Origin of the sequence: Promicromonospora sp. NPDC060271 (genome assembly GCF_042726755.1) — a bacterium.
In the GTDB taxonomy this organism is placed as follows: domain Bacteria; phylum Actinomycetota; class Actinomycetes; order Actinomycetales; family Cellulomonadaceae; genus Promicromonospora.
Genome location: NZ_JBHXBG010000118.1, coordinates 1 through 18,294, shown reverse-complemented (window position 1 = coordinate 18,294; position 18,294 = coordinate 1). Strand labels below are relative to the sequence as shown.

Genomic DNA, 18,294 nt, shown 5'->3' with positions numbered 1-18,294 from the left:
GTGCTGGATATTCGCCCCCATCTGCGTCATACAGGGGCGAATATCCAGCACTCAACGGGGTGTCAGGGGGAGCAGGCCGGGTTGTGTGCCAGGGTTACACCTTCTGGCATGTCGGCCGGGGTGGGGGCGCGGCCCGCCATGGCGCACGCCCTGGCGATCATCTGGTCGTCCGAGAAGGTCCAGCCGGTCGTGACACCGTGGTCCTGGACCACGAGGAGCTGGCCGTCGGCCGCGTGCACGTCACCCGCCGCCACCTCGCCGCCCGGCGAGTACAGACTGGTGGCGAGCTCACCCATCTTCTGCCCGGTCTCGATGTCGAAGAACGCGAGCGCGGGGCCGCGGTTGCGCGCCACCAGGTTGGGCCCGGGCAGCACCGCCAGGACGTCGCCGTAGGTGCCCGCCAGGTCGAGCGCCTCGGGACCGGCGGAGCCGGTGACCGGGCGCAGGCGGACCGCCGAGTCCAGGCCGAGCGTGACCAGCTGGTCCGGCAGGGCCGCCCCGTCGGTGCCGCCGATCATGTGCACCTGCGCGACGCTGCTGCCGCGCACCGTCCACACGTCGGTCTCGCCCCGGGCCGCTGCGTCGAGGTCGGCCACCCGGAGCGCGAAGTCGCGCGGTGCCACGGCCACCTCGCTCCCGTCGGCGGCGATGGCGACCCGGCCGGGTGCCGTCCACCCGGGTTCGAGCCGCGGCGTGCTGCCGAGGGGGCCCGGCACGTGCACGGCGCGCTCCTGGAGCCCGGCGTCGAGCAGGTGCAGCCCTGAGCACGCGTCGACCAGCAGGATGTCGTCGCGCGTGCGCTGGGCGCTGACGACGGTCGCGCAGGCCGGGTCGCCCCCGTCCAGCCCCGGCGCGACCAGGTCGCGGAACCCCGCCTCGTACCCGGCGGCGGTGCTGCCGTCGGTCCGGTAGGCGTCGCCCTCCGGGGTGACGAGCAACAGACTCTCCCGGTCGAGCCATACGGGCAGCAGCGGCCGGCCGGCGTCCGGGCTGTCGGCGGGCAGCGTCACGGTGCCGCGGCCGTGGATGGTGACGGTGCCGTCCGACCAGGACGCCGCGGTGCTCGCGGGCCCCGTCGACTCGTCCCGGTACGTGGCGAGGACCGCTGTCGGGCCGGCCGGGTCCTCGTCCGCACCCGGTTCCCCGGAGTCCCCGTCCGACGCCGGCCCCGCGGCCGCCGCCGCACCCGCCGAGCCCGGCAGCGGCACGTCCCCATGGGTGTCGGCGGTGGACCACAGCGCGATCCGGCCGTCGGAGGCCGCGGCGACCCGGTCGGTCCCGACCAGGACCGGTGGGCCGGTCCGCCGGACCCCGGACAGGTGCCAGGTCCGGCGCAGGTCGGCGTCCCGGGCGATCTCGCACGCGACGAGCCCGCGGTCGGTCGCGATCAGCGCCCGCGTCGTCTCGTCGTCCATCGCGACCACCTCGGGGTCGGACCAGACGCGCGGCACCGGGCAGTCCGCCGAACGCACGGAGCCGTCGGCCCAGTGGTGCACGGTCACCGTGGTGCCGTCCTCGTCGGTGCGCAGCGTCGCCCAGTCGTTCAGCGAGGGGGAGGGAACCGCGCCGTCGGGCAGCTCCACCGTTCCGGCGTGGGTCAGCTCCAGGGTGTCGAGGCTGCGGACCTCGAGGGTGTCCGCCGTCGTGTCCGCCACGGCGAGGGTGCGGCTGGAGCCGACGGCGAGGGACGTGACCGCGAGCTCCGTCTCCACCTTGCTGCGGAACGCCAGGCGCTGCTCGTCCGGTCGCCGGGAACCGGCGTCCGACTCCAGGACCGCCAGGTCCCGGCCCGCGAGGTTGATGCTGCCGATCCGGTTCCTGCCGGTGGTGGCGTCGTGCCACGCGATGAGGAGCGTGTCGCCCTCCGGGGTGATCGTGACGGCCGTCGCCCCCGGCAGGTCGAGGTGCGTCTGGCGGCTCGTGCTGCCCTCGGGGAGCGGTCCGAAGCGGCCGACGGTCACACCGAGGTCGTCCACCGCCGCGACCACCGTGCCGTCCGCACTCCCGGCGACGAACGGGCCGGCACGACCGGACCCGGTCACCGTGCCGAACGGGGTGCGGTCGCCGCGCAGGACCTCGGGTTCGCCGTCGTCCGGGTTCCACCGCACGAGGTCACCCCTGTCGGTACGCCCGACGATGCCCGTGCCCGTCGGCGCGACGTCGGCGAGCCCGGTCTCCTCAGGCACGTCGACGGTCCGCAGCAGGTACGGGTCGGCCGGCTCGTTCGCCGTGACCGCGTTGAACAGCGCGGTACGGGTCTGCCCGTCCCGGAGGCGTTCGACCGCCTCCACCGCAAGGAGCTGCGCCACCGCTGGATCGTCCTGGTGCACGACGTGCGACGTCGCGCCGAGCAGGTGGGCAGCATTGGCGTTCACCGCCTCGTTCGCCCGGGACGCCTCCCGCAGGGCGTACCCGGACGCGGCGACGGACACGGCGAGCATGACGCCGAGGGCCGTGATCGTCAGCCGGCTGACGAGGTTGGCCGAGCCCTGCCGGGCGATGTGGGCGCTGAGGATGTCCTCGGTGCTGACGTCGGGGCCGCGCAGCGGGGCGACGAGCTCGGCGAGCGCCGTCGCCCGGTCCGGGTGGCGCCGCCAGAACCTGCGCCGCTGGCGCAGCCGGGTCAGGTCGGTCCACTTGGGTTCGCGGTCGATCCGCTCGGCGAGCGGCGCGGGCAGCGCGGTCGTGCTGATCTTGTCGATCGCGTGCGCCGACCGGTCCCAGACGATCCTGCCGCTGGTCAGCGCGACCAGGAGGGTCTCGGGCTCTCGGTGCTCCAGCCACCAGGCCACCTCCTCGGCCACGAAGTGGGAGCTCGCGGCGCCCTCGGAGGCGAGCAGGATGAGGTAGTCGGAGTTCTCGAGCTTGCGCTTGATGGAGCCCCAGAGGCTGGGGTTGTTCGCCAGGCCTGTCCGGTCGAGGAAGATGCGCAGGTCGCGGACGTCGTCGCGCTTGTCGAACGCGAGGAGCTGCGCGTGGAAGTCCGGGGCGAACTCGCCGTCGGAGTCGCGGCTGTAGGACAGGAAGGCGTCGTACCCGTCGGTGCGCGGCGCGACGGACGTCCGGGTCGTGGGCAGCAGGCCGCGAGCTCTCCGGTCGGTCATCGTTGCCCCCCGCTGCTCTTCGTCGGCGAATGTCGCGGACCGGAGAGAAACGTATCCCCTGTGTGTAATGTCGCCGCAGGTCATGACGCTAGCGACCTTTAGCCTGAAATGCACCGTTAGGTCTGCTGGCGGGTCGGACGAGAGAGGCACGAGATGGCTGCACCGGAGCTCGTGATCCCCCGCGGCGGACCGCGCCGGCTGCGCGTGCGCCGGTCGTGGGTACGCGCGGGCTTCACCGCGCTGTTCGGCGTGGCCTTCGCCCTGGGCCTGTGGGGCTTCTCCGTCTACCGGACCTCCCCGGACTTCGTCTGGGGCACCACCGGGTGGGACGTCGTCTACTACTCCGTCCAGCTCTTCGTGCTCGGCGCGGAGGCCACCAACGACGGCGGCGACCTGCCCTGGCAGCTCCAGGCCGCACGGTTCCTCGCCCCCGTCGCCACCGGCTACGCCGTCTTCGAGGCGGTGCGCTCCCTGTTCGCCGACCAGATCGCGACGATGCGCACCCGTCGGATGCGGGGGCACGCGGTGGTCGTCGGGCACACCCCGGCCGCCGACCTCATCGCCGAGGCGCTCGCGGCCCGGGGCGCGCCCGTCGCGCGGACCGCCACGGGGGACGCGGCGTCGCTGCGCAACGCCGGTATCTCCGGCGCCGCGGTGCTCTACGCGTGCGAGCGCGAGGACGACGAGCCCGGCGTGAACGTGCTCACGGTGGCAGTGGCCAACCGTGCGGAGCGGGATCCCGCCCTGCCGGGCCTGCGGCTGAACGCGCACGTGAGCGACCCCGACCTCGCGCTCGCGCTGCAGGCCCGCCACCTGAGCCACCCGCAGCCGGGCGTGGACTTCTTCACGCTGGGCGAGCTCGTCGCCCGGTCCCTCGCCCGGCGCGACCAGACGGTGGCCCGCGGCGCGGCGCCGCACATCTCGGTGGTCGGGCACGGCACGTTCGGCAGGGCGCTCGTCGTCGCGTTCGCGCGGCTGCGGAGCGTCGAGATCGCGTCGGGCGGCGAACCGCTCACGGTGACCCTCGTCGGTCCGGGGGCGCGCGTCGCGGCGCAGGCGTTGCGGGCGCGCTGGCCCGGCGTGCGGGCGGCCTGCCGGCTCGTCCCGGTCGAGACCTTCGCCGAGGTGCGCGCGATCGGCACGCCTCAGCGGGTCTACGTGTGCCACGACGACGACGGCGACGCCCTGCGGCACGCGCTGCGGGACAGCGACCTCTGGCGTGCCGGCGAGGGCGCCGTGGTGCTCCGCCTCAACCGCCTCGCGGGCCTCGGCGGCCTGTTCGGCACCCACGACGGCGCCATCCTCGACGACCTCGGCGGGCGGCTCGACGTCGTCGAACCGGGCACGCTGCTGCGCAGGGCGACGGCACCCGGTGTGCTCGTGCACGACGACGTCTACGACCTGATGGCCGTCTCCGCCCACCTGACCTACCTGCGCAACCAGCGCTCGCGCGGCGTGCCATGGGACAGCACCCCCGCGATGGTCTCGTGGGCCGACCTGTCCGACGACCTCCGCGCCGCGAACCGCGCCCAGGTGCGCGCAATCCCGGACCGGCTCCGCCAGATGGGCTGCACCGTTGCGCCTGCCGGCGACGGCGAGCACGGCCGGATCCCCGAACCCGTCGTCGACGCGCGTGCCGTCGACGAGCACGAGCGCTGGATGGCCGAGAAGACCGCGGCGGGCTGGACCTACGGGCCGCAGCGGGACGACGTGCGGCGCCTGCACCCGGACCTGCGCCCCTGGGACGAGCTGTCGGAGGAGGACCGCGAGAAGGACCGCGCCGCCATCCGCGCCATCCCGGTGATCCTCGCGGACTTCGGCCTCCACGTCGTCCCGCTCGCCGACGACGCCGGCTGGGAGGCCGCCGGCGAGCCCGTCCCGGACCCCCGAGGCGTGGTCAAGGGCTGGCGGATGTTCGGCAGGGGCCGCGCGGAGCAGCCGCGGGCGGAGCAGCCGCGGGCGGAGCAGCCCGGCGAGGGCTGACAGGATGTGCACCATGCGAAGCGTCACCCTCCTCGGCTCCACCGGCTCCATCGGCACGCAGGCCATCGATGTCATCGGGCGCAATCCCGACCGGTTCCGCGTGGACGCGCTGTCCGCCGGCGGCTCCGACCTGCCGCTCCTGGCCCGCCAGGCCGCGTCGCTCGGCGTGCGTGCCGTCGCGGTGGCCCACGACGCCGCACGCCCCGCGCTGACGACCCTGCTGGGCGAGGCAGGCGCCGACGGCGTCGAGGTGCTCGCCGGCCCCGGCGCCGCGACCGAGCTGGCCGGCCGAGGGAGCGACGTCGTGCTCAACGGCATCACCGGCTCCGTCGGCCTGCGCCCCACCCTCGCCGCGCTCGCCGCCGGCTCGACGCTGGCCCTCGCGAACAAGGAGTCGCTCGTGGTGGGCGGCGCGCTGGTCAAGGCGGCGGTGCGGCGCGAGGGCCAGATCGTGCCGGTGGACTCGGAGCACTCCGCCATCGCGCAGTCGCTGCGCTCCGGCGCGTCGTCCGAGGTCCGCAAGCTCGTCGTCACCGCGAGCGGCGGGCCGTTCCGCGGCCGCACGCGCGCCGAGCTGCGGGACGTGACGCCCGCGCAGGCCCTGCGGCACCCCAACTTCTCGATGGGTCGCGTGGTCACCACCAACTCGGCGACCCTGGTGAACAAGGGCCTCGAGGTGATCGAGGCGCACCTGCTGTTCGACCTGCCGTTCAGCGCGATCGACGTCGTGGTGCACCCGCAGCAGATGATCCACTCGATGGTCGAGTTCGCCGACGGCTCCACCATCGCCCAGGCCGGTCCGCCGCGGATGCTCGTGCCGATCGCCCTTGGCCTGTCCTGGCCGGACCGCCTGCCCGACGTCGACGTGCCCATCGACTGGACCAGCGCGTCCACCTGGGAGTTCGCCCCCCTCGACGACGACGCCTTCCCCGCCGTCCGCCTCGCCCGGCAGGTCGGCGAGGCCGGCGGCACGCACCCCGCCGTCTACAACGCCGCGAACGAGGTGTGCGTCGACGCGTTCCACGACGGCGCCATCGGCTTCCTCGACATCGTCGACACGGTGGCCGCGGTCGTCGAGGCGCACGGGACGACGTCCGCGGGCGACGCCGGCTCGGTCGAGGGCGTCCTGGAGGCCGACGCCTGGGCCCGCGCCCGCGCGGCGGAGATCCTCAAGTCGTGACTGTGCGGACCCGTGCGATGCGCGACGTCTCGGCCGGGGTCTGGTGACCGGGTGCGGCGCGGCGACCGGGGCTGCCTCAGGAAACAGTAGGTCTGCGGAGTCGGTTGCTGTCGGTAGACAATGTCTACCGACAGCAACCGAGCTGGCTCGCGGTGTCTCTACCCGGAGACCGTCCACCCCGCTGCGGTAACGGCCGCCATCCGTGTGGCGAAGCCATGGTCGACCGGGCCGTGGCCGGTCCAGGGGCCCGGCGCGGTGCCCGTGCCGCCGATGACCAGGTCGTCCGCGGCGCGGAGCGCTCCCGTCAGGTACTCCTTCGCGGCGCGTACGGCAGGCTCCCAGCCGTCATGCGCCGGGCGCAGGACGGCGCACGCCGAGCTGAGGGTGCAGCCCGTGCCGTGCGTGTTCCGCGTGGGGATCCGCGGTGCGGTCAGGGCGACGACGCCGTCCGGGCTGCCGCCAGGCCCCAGGCCGGCCCCCGCGAGGTGGTCGACCGAGTCCGCCGAGTCCAGGTGCCCGCCCTTGACCAGGGCGAACCGCGCCCCGAGCCCCAGCAGCGCACGCGCCTGGTCGGCCGTCTCGCGATCGTCCCTCGCCTGTTCGACGCCGAGCAGCACCGCCGCCTCCGGCAGGTTCGGCGTGACCAGGTCGGCCAGCGGCAGCAGCTCGTCGCGCAGCACCGCCTCGGCGTCGGGCGCGAGCAGGCGGTGGCCCGACGTCGAGACCATCACCGGGTCGAGCACCACGTAGGGCGTGCGCCCGGCGGCCCGCAGGTGCCGCAGCGCCGCCGCGACGGCCCGGCCGACGGCGGCGTCCGTCGTCATGCCGATCTTCACGGCGTCCACCGCCACGTCGGCGAACAGGGTCTCGAGCTGCGCGGTCACCATGTCCGCGGGTACGGGCAGCACCCTCGTCACGCCGGTCGTCGACTGGGCGGTCAGCCCGGTGAGCACCGCGCAGCCGTAGCCGCCGAGCGCGGCGAAGGTCTTCAGGTCGGCCTGGATCCCCGCGCCGCCCGAGGGGTCCGAGCCGGCGATCGTCAGCGCGACGACCGGGTGCCCGGGTGGCCGGGTGCGCGCGGCGTCGTCGGGCAGCAGCAAGCCCATGAGGCGTCCCTTCGCTAGAACTACCTAGATCAGGTTCCACGGGTACGTCTCAGCCGGGCCGACGCCCGGCGCCCCGCGCCAATTCGGGCCCACCCTACCCGGCGGGTCTGTCCGGCAGATCTATCCGGCAGGCCGTCCAGCCCGGTACTGCAGCCCGTCCACGAGCAGGTCGATCATGCGGCGGCCGTGCTCGGGCTCCTCGTCGTGCATCGGCAGGCACAGCTTGGAGACGGCGTACAGGAGGTCCTTGGGGCTGGCGACCGCACGGACCTCGCCGGCCTCGACCGCTGCGTCGACGAGCGAGCCGACGGCCGGTCCCAGGCGTCCGATGAAGTAGCCGGGCAGGGCGTCGAACGCCGGGTCGCCCGAGTGCAGGGCCGAGGCGAGCCCGCGCTTGGTCTCGAGGAACTCGGTGTACCGGTGCAGCCACTTCTCGAGCGCCACGACCGGCTCGTGCTTCGCGGCCAGGGCCGGGGCCGCGTCGGCGCAGGCGTCGACCTCGTGCTGGAACACGGCCTTGACCAGGTCCGCGCGCTTGGGGAAGTGCCGGTACAGCGTGCCGACGCCGACGCCGGCGCGGTCCGCGATCTCCTTCGCGGGCGCGTCAACGCCCGACGTGCCGAACGTCGCCTTGGCGGCGTCGAGCAGTGCGTCGATGTTGCGCTGGGCGTCGGCGCGCAGCGGTCGCTGCGCTGTGTTCTGGGTCACTTCACTCCATCCCTTGCTATCCGGAACGCCTTTCCATATAGTTCCGGAAGGGCGTTCCGCTTAGTCTCCAGAGTACGGCATCACCGGGGCGCTCACCAGACCTGTCGACCCCAGGAGGGCCCCATGCAGTACCGCAACCTCGGCCGGACCGGTATCAAGGTCAGCCCCTATGCGCTCGGCGCGATGATGTTCGGCGCGGTCGGCAACCCGGACCACGACGAGTCGATCAAGATCATCCACAAGGCCCTCGACGCCGGCATCAACCTCATCGACACGGCCGACTTCTACTCGCACGGGGAGTCCGAGGAGATCGTCGGCAAGGCGCTCAAGGGGCGGCGCGACGACGTCGTGCTCGCCACGAAGGTGCACCTGCCCATGAGCGACGACCCCAACCACCGCGGCAACTCCCGCCGCTGGATCATCGCCGAGGTCGAGAACTCGCTGCGCCGCCTGGGCACCGACCACATCGACCTCTACCAGATCCACCGTCCCGACCCCGAGACGGACGTCGAGGACACGCTGGCGGCGCTGACGTACCTGATCAACTCCGGCAAGGTGCGGGCCATCGGCTCGTCCACGATGCCGGCCGCCGAGATCGTCCAGGCCCAGTGGGTCGCCGAACGGCGCGGCCTGGAACGCTTCAGGGCCGAGCAGCCGCCGTACTCCATCCTGAACCGGGGGATCGAGCGGGACGTCCTGCCGGTCGCCCAGCAGTACGGCATGGGCACGCTGGTCTGGAGCCCGCTCGCCGGAGGCCTGCTCACCGGCCGCTACCGCAAGGGGCAGGAGAACGACACCCACCGGGCGCAGTTCGGGCACGAGCACCTGCGCGACGAGCAGCGCCTCGACGTCGTCGAGCAGCTCGTGCCGGTCGCCGAGGACGCGGGCATCCCGCTGAACCACCTGGCGATGGCGTTCACGATCGCGCACCCGGGTGTCACCTCAGCGATCATCGGCCCGCGCACCATGGAGCACCTGGACAGCGCGCTGGCGGGCGCCGAGGTCGTCCTGAGCGACGAGATCCTGGACCGGATCGACGCGATAGTGCCGCCGGGGACCGACGTCGGCCGCCTCGACATGGCCTACGACCCGCCCGCCATCCAGCAGCCGCTCCTGCGCCGTCGGCCGGCGGAGCAGCGCGCGGCCGCCTGAGCTCAGCGCCCCCTTGTCCAGTTGAAGACGGCGATCCCCGTCACCAGGGCGCCCACCGTGACCAGCGCGGTAGCGGTGACGGCCTGCAGCGGGCCGATCAGGCCGGCGTCCAGCGCGACCTGGACGGTCCCGATCAGGGCGTAGACGCCCGCGAAGACGGTGATGGCGGACAGCGTGCCGTCCATCAGCCGACGGCGCCCGCGCTCGCGCTTGGCCTCCGCGGCCCGCTCCCGGTCGCCGTGCAGGCGTTCGAGGGCTGCGAGCCGCGCCGCGATCGGCTCCTGGAGCAGCTCGCGGAGCCGTTCGGTGACCACCGCCGCCTGCTGCTCGAAGTGCGCGGCCTTGAGCAGCTGGTTCAGCATCCTGGACTCCAGGGCGGAGGCGAGGAACGTGGGCGAGGTGATGGTGGTCAGCGTGGCCCGGACCTCCGAGGCGAACTCGTGCAACCGAAGCTGTTCGCGGGTGAGCCGTTCCTTGCGCTCGGCGAGGTCGGCGCCGTTGCTGACGTCGTGGTCGGCGAGCATCGTCGCGACGATCCGCAGGTGGTCGGCGAGGGTGGCGTTCCACGCGCTGAAGAGCCCGTTCAGGCTCGCGACGAACTCGGCGAGCGAGCCGTACTGGGAGATCTTGAAGTGTGCGGTGCCGACCAGGGCGACGGTCGTCGAGTTGGTGGCCACCGCGACGACGTCGCCCAGGTGCCGCACCCCCTCCAGCAGCACGGGGTTGCGCTGGCGCAGGGTCCAGTCGCACAGCGTGGCGGTGCCGTAGGAGACCGGCTGGAGGAGCACCTGCGAGCCGAACGCGGCGAGCAGCTCGTCGCCCATGGCGACCGGCGTGCGCTCCGCCCGGGGCGCGGCGGGGCCGCGCCCGCGGCTCGCCTCGTAGACGGTCGTGACGACGTGCGCACGCCCCTGGGCGATCTCGGTACCCTCGCGGATCAGGTCGGTCGTGGCGCGCTGGAGCAGGTCGGCGAGGTCGAACAGGCGCTCGGGCGGCGGGCTGCCCGCGTGGTCGACGTCGACGGGTGCGCCGTCCGGCGAGATCCAGCGCACCCGGATGTCGGCGTGCAGGTTGGACAGCCGGAACCGGGCGTCCCTGACCTCCTGCGGCGACTGCTCGCGCGCCGAGTAGCGGAACCGGACGTAGTGGTTGCCGAACTCGGTGAACCGCACGTCGCAGGACAGCTCGGCGATGAACGAGCCGTCCGGCTGCTCCAGGCGCACGTTCGGCATCGACAGCGACACGCCGCCGTACGGGCGCGCGGCCCGGTCGACGCTCGCCCAGACGTCGTCCATCTTGAGCCGGCCCCGTACCGCGAAGGCCTGGACGCCGAGCAGCTCGGGCCGCTCGTCGCGGTCGGCGAGCTCCCGGATCGCCGCCACGGCCGCGGTGGGGCTGACGTCCCGCAGGCCGAACGGGTAGATGTATACGGTCCGCAGCCGGTCGAGCGTGAGCCAGGGGGAGTCGAGGTTGCGGTGCAGCTCCGTCAGGTGCATCCGGTAGGCGCGCAGCTCGCTGGCCAGGATGTAGTTGAGGTGCCGGTCGGTCTCCGCGGCCCGCAGCCCCTCGATCGCCGGGGCGAGCCGTGCCGGCTCGCCGGACATGGCGTCGTCGGCGGCCCGCGCGGCCTCCGACAGTGCGCGGAAGTACCGGATGCGGGTCACCGCCTGCGGCACGAGCGCACGCCGGAACGGTGACCTCGGGTCCGGGATGGCGCGGGCGGCGCGGAGCAGGTCGCCGCACCGGTCGCCGGCCTGTGCGGCGGCGTCGGCCAGCCGGGCCAGGCTGCCCGCGCTGCGGGCGGCCGAGGTGTGCATCTGGGTGATGAGGGTGCGCAGCAGCACGGCGACCGCGTCACCCTCCGCCCGGCAGACGTCGTCGGGCGCGCTGTCGCGGCATGTCGCCCATGTCTCGACGAAGGCGCGCAGGGAGACGATGATCCGTCCGTGCCGGAAGGTGTACTGCAGGGCGTCGCTCGCCTGCGACCACAGGTAGATGCCGAGCAGCGCGGCGGCCCGCGGCCGCGCGACGACGGCGGTCAGCTCGGCGGCGGTCTGCGGGCCGCGCGGGTCGCCGGGCAGCGGGTGGCGGCGGTTCGGCGCCTCGCCGTCGTCGCCCATGTTCCAGCGGGAGGCCGCCCAGATCGCGCTGACGTCGACGCCGATCTCGCGGAGCTGTCTGGCGACCCGGGAGTCGCCGTCCGCGGCGTGCCAGGCCTCCGTCTGGAACATCGAGGTGAGGCTCTCCGTGAGGGAACCGGGGCCGTGCGTGTGCCGCTCCCGGGACTCAGGGATGGACGAAACCGACATGTCGCCAGGTTAATGATCGGTAACCGATGCGGCAACGAATCACCATGAGATCGAAAGGAAGTGAACGACGCGTGGCTGTCCCGGGGGAGACCTGCACCGCCTTTCGAGGGCGTGAGCGGGTGACGTAGTCTCGGTCCGTGAGCATCGTTCCGCACATCATCGGTGTGCTCGTCCTCCTGCTGGGTGTCATCGTCTCCGTCGGGCTGCACGAGCTGGGGCACATGGTCCCGGCCAAGAAGTTCGGGGTCCGGGTGAGCCAGTACATGGTGGGCTTCGGGCCGACCCTCTGGTCGCGGACCAAGGGGGAGACGGAGTACGGGATCAAGGCGATCCCGCTCGGCGGGTTCGTGCGGCTCGTCGGCATGATGCCGCCGGCGCCGCCCGGCACGCGCCGTGGCACCGGGTTCTGGAGCGAGCTCGTCGCCGACGCCCGCGACGCCTCGGTCGCTGAGGTGCGCCCCGGTGAGGAGCACCGTGCCTTCTACAACCTCTCGACGCCCAAGAAGCTGATCGTGATGTTCGGCGGGCCGTTCGTGAACCTCGTGATCGCCACCGTCCTGATCGCCGTGGTCCTGGTGGGCTACGGCACGCTGACCGTCTCCACCACCGTCGCCCAGCTCTCGGAGTGCGTGCCGGCGTCGGTCACCTCCACCGCGTCGGGAGACGACTGCGAGGGGCGGCCCGCCGCACCGGCCGTCGCGGCCGGCCTGGAGCCGGGTGACGAGATCGTCGCGTTCGGCGGTACCGAGGTGCACAGCTGGCAGCAGCTTGTCGGCCTCATCAACGACTCCGCCGGGCAGACGTCGCAGGTCGCGGTCCTGCGCGACGGCGAGCGGGTCACGCTCGAGGTGACCCCGGCGAGGACCGACCGCCCGGTGGTGGACGATCAGGGCGCCGCGGTCATCGGGGCCGACGGCGAGCCCGTCGTCCAGCCCGGCGGCTTCGTCGGCTTCTCGCCGCTCCAGGTGCGCGAGCCGCAGCCGCTCTCCAGCGTCCTGCCCGCGGTGGGTGAGCAGACCTGGCAGACGCTGACCATGGTCGCCACGCTCCCGGTCCGCGTGGCGGACGCCGCGACCCAGGCCTTCACGCCCCAGGAGCGCGCGCAGGACTCCGTGCAGTCGGTGGTCGGCGTCGCGCGGATCAGCGGCGAGATCATGGCCCTGGACGAGGCGATCCTCGACCGCGTGATGATCTACCTGAGCCTGCTCGCGAGCCTCAACATCGCGCTGTTCGCCTTCAACATGATCCCGCTCCTGCCGCTCGACGGCGGGCACCTGGTCAACGCTCTCTACGAGGGCGGCAAGCGGACGCTCGCCAGGGTGCGCGGGGCGACGGTCCTGCCCGGCCCGGCGGACGTCGCGCGGATGACGCCGGTGGCCTATGTGGTCTTCCTCATCCTGCTCGGCGTGGGTGGCGTCCTCATCGTGGCGGACCTGGTGGATCCGGTGCGGATCACGTGATGCCAGACACGATGTACGTTTCGCACCTTCTGAAGCAGGGATACTGAACTCGTGAGCGCAATCAGCCTCGGCATGCCGGCAGCACCCCCGCCGGTACTCGCCCCCCGCCGCAAGACTCGAAAGATCAAGGTCGGCAAGGTGGAGGTAGGTGGTGACGCACCCGTCAGCGTGCAGTCCATGACCACCACGCCCACCACCGACATCAACGCGACCCTCCAGCAGATCGCGGAGCTCACGACGGCAGGCTGCGACATCGTGCGCGTCGCCGTCCCGACCTCCGACGACGCCGACGTGCTGCCGATCATCGCGAAGAAGTCCCAGATCCCGGTGATCGCGGACATCCACTTCCAGCCGAAGTACGTCTTCCAGGCGATCGACGCAGGCTGTGCGGCGGTCCGGGTCAACCCGGGCAACATCCGCAAGTTCGACGACCAGGTGGGCGCGATCGCCCGCGCCGCGAAGGACGCCGGCGTCTCGCTCCGCATCGGCGTCAACGCCGGCTCGCTCGACAAGCGCCTGCTGGCCAAGTACGGCAAGGCGACGCCGGAGGCCCTGGTGGAGTCCGCGGTGTGGGAGGCGAGCCTCTTCGAGGAGCACGACTTCCACGACTTCAAGATCTCGGTCAAGCACAACGATCCGGTGATCATGGTCCGTGCCTACGAGCTGCTCGCCGAGCGCGGCGACTGGCCGCTGCACCTCGGCGTCACCGAGGCGGGCCCGGCGTTCCAGGGCACCATCAAGTCGGCGACGGCGTTCGGCGCGCTGCTCAGCAAGGGCATCGGCGACACGATCCGCGTCTCCCTCTCGGCCCCGCCGGTCGAGGAGGTCAAGGTCGGCAACCAGATCCTGCAGTCGCTCAACCTGCGCCCCCGCAAGCTCGAGATCGTGTCGTGCCCGTCCTGCGGCCGCGCCCAGGTGGACGTCTACACGCTCGCCGAGAAGGTCACCGCCGGGCTCGAGGGCATGACCGTCCCGCTGCGCGTCGCCGTCATGGGCTGCGTCGTGAACGGGCCGGGCGAGGCCCGCGAGGCCGACCTCGGTGTGGCTTCCGGCAACGGCAAGGGCCAGATCTTCGTCAAGGGCGAGGTCATCAAGACCGTCCCGGAGTCGATGATCGTCGAGACGCTCATCGAAGAGGCGATGCGGATCGCGGATGCGATGCCTACGCCGGAGAATGATGTGCAGGCCGGTCCGCCTGTCGTATCGGTCGGCTGAGAACCTGATCTAGGACGGAGCAGAGAGCATGGCTCGCTGGCGCACCCCGGTACCCGCCGGAGCGCGCCCCGACGGGCCTGCTCAACCGGGCGAACGGGACAATCTGCCGCAGCGTGACCGGCCTGACGTCGCCCGCCCGCTGACTCGCGCGGACCTGGCGCAGGCCCTGCGGGTGTGCGCGGTCGACCCGGTCTCGTCGGTCCTCGCCACCGCCCGGCTGGAGATCGCGGCGCGCGCCGGCTTCGGCGCCGCCTCCGGTCAGGCCTGGGGTTTCCCGGCCGTCGGAAAGCTCGAGGCGGTGTGCTGGGCCGGCGCGAACCTGGTGCCGGTGATCCCGCTCTCCGATCCGGCCCGACGGGCCCAGGCGGTCGCCGCCTTCGCCGAGCTGGCCCGCGTGCACGGGCGCCGGTCGTCGTCGATCGTGGGGGAGCAGTGGGCGGCGCTGGGGCTCTGGGAGCACCTGTCGCCCCACTGGCCCCCGGCCCGCGACGTGCGCGCCGACCAGCCGTCGATGGCCATCGGGACGGCGCCGTCGCTCGCGCCGGAGCCCACCGTCCGTCGCTCGGTCCCCGCCGAGCTGGGCCTCGTGCTGCCCGCGTGCGTGCGGATGTTCACCGAGGAGGTCGGCTACTCGCCCGTCGCCTCGGGCGGGTCCGCCTACGCGGAGCGGGTGCGGACCCTCATCACGGAGGGACGCTCCTTCGTCCGGGTGGTGCCCGACGGCGGTGGGCGGCCCGCCGTCGGCTTCAAGGCGGAGCTCGGTGCGGTCGCCGGGGGAGTCGCCCAGGTCCAGGGCGTCTGGGTGGAGCCGGCGTTCCGCGGCCGGGGCTGGTCGGAGTCCGGGATGGCGGCGGTGGTCGCGGCGACGCGCGCGTCCATCGCGCCGGTGGTGTCGCTCTACGTGAACGCCTACAACGAGCGGGCGGTCGCCGCCTACCGGCGGGTGGGCTTCGAGCAGGTGGGCACGTTCGCGACCGTGCTGTTCTGACCTGCGTTCGACTCCCCTTCGAGGTCTAAGTTGCTTCGCCATGAATCGATTCAGAACGGAGCGGGTCAGACCTCGAAGTGGATGTCGGACGGCGGCAGCGGGTCAGCGGAGGAGCTTGGACATCCGGCGGTCCGCGAGCGGCTTGCCGCCCGTCTGGCACGTGGGGCAGTACTGCATGGACCGGTCGGCGAACGACACCTCGTGCACGACGTCGCCGCACGGCGTCCCGTCCCAGCCCGGGCACGGCAGCCCGGTGCGGCCGTGCACCCGCATCCCGGCGCGCTTGGCGTCCTTGAGCTCCTTGGCCGGTTTGCCCGACGCCGCCGCGATCGCCTCCGCGAGCACCTCGCCGATCGCGGTGTGCAGCCGGGCGGTCTCCTCGGCCGTGAACGACCGGGTCAGCTTGTAGGGGCTGAACCGGCCCGCGTGCAGGATCTCGTCGCTGTACGCGTTGCCGATCCCCGCGATGGCCCGCTGGTCCCGCAGCAGGCCCTTGACCTGCTGGTTCTTGGCGGACAGCAGATCCGCGAGGACCTCGGTGGTGAACTCCGCGGCGAGCGGCTCCACCCCCAGGGACGCGATCATCTCGATCTCGGCGGGATCGCGCACCACGTGTACGGCGAGGCGCTTGCGGGTGCCCGCCTCGGTCAGGTCGAAGCCGGAGCCGTCGTCGAGCCGCACCCGCAGCGCGAGGACCGCTCCTCGGCCCGAGCCCCCGTGGGACGGCCGGACCGGCTTGGTGGACAGCTCGTCCGACCAGCGCACCCAGCCGCCCCGCGAGAGGTGGAAGACCAGGTGGAGCGGGGCGTCGTCGGGCGCAGCGCTGCCGGCGGAGGCACCGGCGACGGGCGAGACCACGACGTCCAGCCACTTGCCGTGCCGCGCGACATCGGTCACCTCGCCCCCGGCGAGCGCGTCGACCGGTGGGTCGTACGTCTTGAGCGCGGCGATCGAGCCGACCTCCACGGCGGCGACCCTGCGCCCTGAGGTCCGGGCGCGCAGGAAGTCGGCGAGCGCGGCGACCTCGGGCAGCTCCGGCATGGGCTCATCCTCCGACGCATCCCGACCCGCGGCAAGGCCTGTCCGCCACGGCAGACGATTTTCCGGCGAGCCCCAGGGCCCCGCGCGGATAGGCTGTGCCCCATGTCTTCCGCACGCCTCACTCAGGGCGACGTGCTGCGCATGTCGTCCCTCTTCGTCCGTACCCTGCGCGAGGACCCGGCCGAGGCCGAGGTCGCCAGCCACAAGCTCCTCGTGCGGGCCGGGTACATCCGCCGGGCCGCCCCGGGCATCTACTCGTGGCTGCCGCTCGGCCTGCGGGTGCTGGCCAAGATCGAGGCGATCGTCCGCGAGGAGATGGTCGCCATCGGCGGCCAGGAGGTGCACTTCCCGGCGCTGCTGCCGCGCGAGCCCTACGAGGCCACCGGCCGCTGGGAGGAGTACGGCGCAGGTCTGTTCCGCCTGAAGGACCGCAAGCAGGCCGACTACCTCCTCGCACCCACGCACGAGGAGATGTTCGCGCTCCTGGTCAAGGACCTGTACTCGTCGTACAAGGACCTGCCGGTCACGCTGTTCCAGATCCAGACCAAGTACCGCGACGAGGCGCGCCCCCGCGCCGGCCTGATCCGCGGGCGCGAGTTCATCATGAAGGACTCGTACTCGTTCGACGTCAAGGACGAGGGCCTCGAGGTCAGCTACCAGAAGCACCGCGAGGCGTACGAGAAGATCTTCACGCGCCTCGGCCTGGACTACGTGATCGTGTCCGCGATGTCGGGCGCCATGGGCGGCTCCCGCTCCGAGGAGTTCCTCTCGCCCTCGCCCATCGGCGAGGACACGTTCGTGCGCTCGCCCGGCGGCTACGCCGCCAACGTCGAGGCGGTGGTCACGCCCGTCCCCGAGGCGGTCCCCTACGACGACGCCCCCGCTGCCCACGTCGAGGACACCCCGGACACCCCGACCATCGCCACGCTGGTCGACCTCGCCAACGCGAAGTTCCCCCGCCCCGACCGGCCCTGGACCGCCGCCGACACCCTGAAGAACGTGGTGCTCGCGCTGGTGCAGCCCGACGGGACGCGCGAGCTCGTCGTCGTCGGCCTGCCCGGCGACCGTGAGGTCGACCTCAAGCGCATCGAGGCCGCGCTGACCCCCGCCGAGCCCGAGGCCGCCACCGAGGAGGACTTCAAGAAGTTCCCCGCGCTGGTCAAGGGCTACATCGGCCCGCAGGTGCTCGGTCCGCAGGGTGAGCAGGTCGAGGGTGAGGACGGCGAGAAGGTTCCGGCCATCCGCTACCTGCTGGACCCCCGCGTGGTGCCAGGAACCCGCTGGATCACCGGCGCGAACGAGCCCGGCAAGCACGTGTTCGACCTCGTCGCGGGCCGTGACTTCACGGCCGACGGCACCGTCGAGGCCGCCGAGGTGCGGGCCGGCGACCCGGCACCCGACGGCTCCGGCCCGCTGGAGCTCGCCCGCGGCATCGAGATGGGCCACATCTTCCAGCTCGGCCGCAAGTACGCGGAGGCGCTGGGTCTGCTCGTGCTCGACGAGAACGGCAAGCAGGCCGTGGTGACCATGGGCTCGTACGGCGTCGGCGTCACGCGCGCGCTCGCCGCGCTCGCCGAGGCCAACCACGACGAGCGCGGCCTGGCCTGGCCCGCGCACGTCGCCCCGGTGCACGTGCACCTGATCGCGACGGGCAAGGACGCCGCGGTGTTCGAGGCGGCAGAGAGGATCGCGGACGAGCTCGCCACCCGCGGCGTCGAGGTGCTCTACGACGACCGGCCCGGCAAGACCTCGCTGGGCGTGAAGTTCAAGGACGCCGAGCTGCTCGGCGCCCCGCTCGTGGTCGTGGTGGGCAGGGGCCTGGCCGACGGCGTGGTCGAGGTCCAGCCGCGTGCGGGCGAGGCGGAGCAGCTCCCGGTGGCCGACGTCGTGGACGCGGTCGCCGAGAAGGTAGCCGCGCTGCTCGCCTGAGCGGCTTCGCTGGCCGGGCTTGTCGAGGTCTCGACAAGACCCCCCCCCCGGGGCGGCGGGGGGGACCACCCGGGGGCGGCCCCGGGGGGGTGAGGGCGGTTGGGGGGGGGCCCGGGACC

Annotated in this window: 12 protein-coding genes and 1 riboswitch; of the genes, 7 read left to right on the top strand and 5 right to left on the bottom strand. The window is 73.0% G+C overall.

Annotated elements, in window-relative coordinates; translation table 11 throughout:
- Window positions 1-62: 62 nt before the first annotated feature.
- The gene (locus ACFWE2_RS17575; protein ID WP_377225508.1) at window positions 63-3,104 is read right to left on the bottom strand and encodes a hypothetical protein; all 3,042 of its coding nucleotides are present in this window, start codon (window positions 3,102-3,104) and stop codon (window positions 63-65) included.
- Between the two features lie 153 nt (window positions 3,105-3,257).
- On the opposite strand from ACFWE2_RS17575, the gene ACFWE2_RS17570 reads away from it, so the two are divergent.
- Together ACFWE2_RS17570 and dxr are read left to right on the top strand one after the other, a co-directional pair.
- On the top strand, window positions 3,258-5,087 hold the full coding sequence (locus tag ACFWE2_RS17570) for a RyR domain-containing protein (RefSeq protein WP_377225507.1): 1,830 nt from the start codon (window positions 3,258-3,260) through the stop codon (window positions 5,085-5,087).
- Window positions 5,088-5,100: 13 nt separating this feature from the next.
- Window positions 5,101-6,267: a 1-deoxy-D-xylulose-5-phosphate reductoisomerase gene (dxr, locus tag ACFWE2_RS17565; RefSeq protein ID WP_377225506.1), complete on the top strand. Its 1,167-nt coding sequence runs from the start codon at window positions 5,101-5,103 to the stop codon at window positions 6,265-6,267.
- Window positions 6,268-6,425: 158 nt separating this feature from the next.
- On the opposite strand, the gene thiD is transcribed toward dxr, so the two are convergent.
- Both thiD and ACFWE2_RS17555 read right to left on the bottom strand, forming a co-directional pair.
- On the bottom strand, window positions 6,426-7,373 hold the full coding sequence (gene thiD, locus ACFWE2_RS17560) for a bifunctional hydroxymethylpyrimidine kinase/phosphomethylpyrimidine kinase (RefSeq protein WP_377225505.1): 948 nt from the start codon (window positions 7,371-7,373) through the stop codon (window positions 6,426-6,428).
- A riboswitch (TPP riboswitch) is annotated at window positions 7,363-7,459 on the bottom strand. (Overlaps the previous gene by 11 nt.)
- A gap of 34 nt (window positions 7,460-7,493) precedes the next feature.
- Window positions 7,494-8,081 carry a TetR/AcrR family transcriptional regulator gene (locus tag ACFWE2_RS17555; protein WP_377225504.1) on the bottom strand — a complete coding sequence of 196 codons (588 nt, stop codon included), beginning with the start codon at window positions 8,079-8,081 and terminating at the stop codon, window positions 7,494-7,496.
- Window positions 8,082-8,204: 123 nt separating this feature from the next.
- On the opposite strand from ACFWE2_RS17555, the gene ACFWE2_RS17550 reads away from it, so the two are divergent.
- Window positions 8,205-9,233 carry an aldo/keto reductase gene (locus ACFWE2_RS17550; RefSeq protein ID WP_377225503.1) on the top strand — a complete coding sequence of 343 codons (1,029 nt, stop codon included), beginning with the start codon at window positions 8,205-8,207 and terminating at the stop codon, window positions 9,231-9,233.
- Between the two features lie 2 nt (window positions 9,234-9,235).
- Here the strand turns inward: ACFWE2_RS17550 and ACFWE2_RS17545 are convergent, their stop codons facing one another.
- Window positions 9,236-11,542: a hypothetical protein gene (locus ACFWE2_RS17545; RefSeq protein ID WP_377225502.1), complete on the bottom strand. Its 2,307-nt coding sequence runs from the start codon at window positions 11,540-11,542 to the stop codon at window positions 9,236-9,238.
- A gap of 137 nt (window positions 11,543-11,679) precedes the next feature.
- Here ACFWE2_RS17545 and ACFWE2_RS17540 point away from each other — a divergent pair, with 137 nt between their 5' ends.
- The 3 genes from ACFWE2_RS17540 (at window position 11,680) to ACFWE2_RS17530 (ending at window position 15,205) form a co-directional block, all read left to right on the top strand.
- Entirely contained in the window at window positions 11,680-13,002 is a 1,323-nt protein-coding gene (locus ACFWE2_RS17540) for a M50 family metallopeptidase (RefSeq protein WP_377225501.1), read from the top strand.
- 72 nt (window positions 13,003-13,074) lie between these two features.
- Window positions 13,075-14,217: a flavodoxin-dependent (E)-4-hydroxy-3-methylbut-2-enyl-diphosphate synthase gene (gene ispG, locus ACFWE2_RS17535; RefSeq protein ID WP_377225509.1), complete on the top strand. Its 1,143-nt coding sequence runs from the start codon at window positions 13,075-13,077 to the stop codon at window positions 14,215-14,217.
- Window positions 14,218-14,245: 28 nt separating this feature from the next.
- Window positions 14,246-15,205: a GNAT family N-acetyltransferase gene (locus ACFWE2_RS17530; RefSeq protein WP_377225500.1), complete on the top strand. Its 960-nt coding sequence runs from the start codon at window positions 14,246-14,248 to the stop codon at window positions 15,203-15,205.
- A 102-nt stretch (window positions 15,206-15,307) separates the two neighbouring features.
- On the opposite strand, the gene ACFWE2_RS17525 is transcribed toward ACFWE2_RS17530, so the two are convergent.
- Window positions 15,308-16,246 (bottom strand): DNA-formamidopyrimidine glycosylase family protein, encoded by a 939-nt coding sequence (locus tag ACFWE2_RS17525; protein WP_377225499.1) that lies wholly within the window; start codon window positions 16,244-16,246, stop codon window positions 15,308-15,310.
- A gap of 102 nt (window positions 16,247-16,348) precedes the next feature.
- On the opposite strand from ACFWE2_RS17525, the gene ACFWE2_RS17520 reads away from it, so the two are divergent.
- Window positions 16,349-18,175: a proline--tRNA ligase gene (locus ACFWE2_RS17520; protein WP_377225498.1), complete on the top strand. Its 1,827-nt coding sequence runs from the start codon at window positions 16,349-16,351 to the stop codon at window positions 18,173-18,175.
- Window positions 18,176-18,294 lie beyond the last annotated feature (119 nt).

Bases quoted from the DNA above. Each gene is read 5' to 3' on its own strand.
- ACFWE2_RS17575 (WP_377225508.1), bottom strand. From the start codon at position 3,104: ATGACCGACCGGAGAGCTCGCGGCCTGCTGCCCACGACCCGGACGTCC.
- ACFWE2_RS17570 (WP_377225507.1), top strand. From the start codon at position 3,258: ATGGCTGCACCGGAGCTCGTGATCCCCCGCGGCGGACCGCGCCGGCTG.
- dxr (WP_377225506.1), top strand. From the start codon at position 5,101: ATGCGAAGCGTCACCCTCCTCGGCTCCACCGGCTCCATCGGCACGCAG.
- thiD (WP_377225505.1), bottom strand. From the start codon at position 7,373: ATGGGCTTGCTGCTGCCCGACGACGCCGCGCGCACCCGGCCACCCGGG.
- ACFWE2_RS17550 (WP_377225503.1), top strand. From the start codon at position 8,205: ATGCAGTACCGCAACCTCGGCCGGACCGGTATCAAGGTCAGCCCCTAT.
- ACFWE2_RS17545 (WP_377225502.1), bottom strand. From the start codon at position 11,542: ATGTCGGTTTCGTCCATCCCTGAGTCCCGGGAGCGGCACACGCACGGC.
- ispG (WP_377225509.1), top strand. From the start codon at position 13,075: ATGCCGGCAGCACCCCCGCCGGTACTCGCCCCCCGCCGCAAGACTCGA.
- ACFWE2_RS17530 (WP_377225500.1), top strand. From the start codon at position 14,246: ATGGCTCGCTGGCGCACCCCGGTACCCGCCGGAGCGCGCCCCGACGGG.
- ACFWE2_RS17525 (WP_377225499.1), bottom strand. From the start codon at position 16,246: ATGCCGGAGCTGCCCGAGGTCGCCGCGCTCGCCGACTTCCTGCGCGCC.
- ACFWE2_RS17520 (WP_377225498.1), top strand. From the start codon at position 16,349: ATGTCTTCCGCACGCCTCACTCAGGGCGACGTGCTGCGCATGTCGTCC.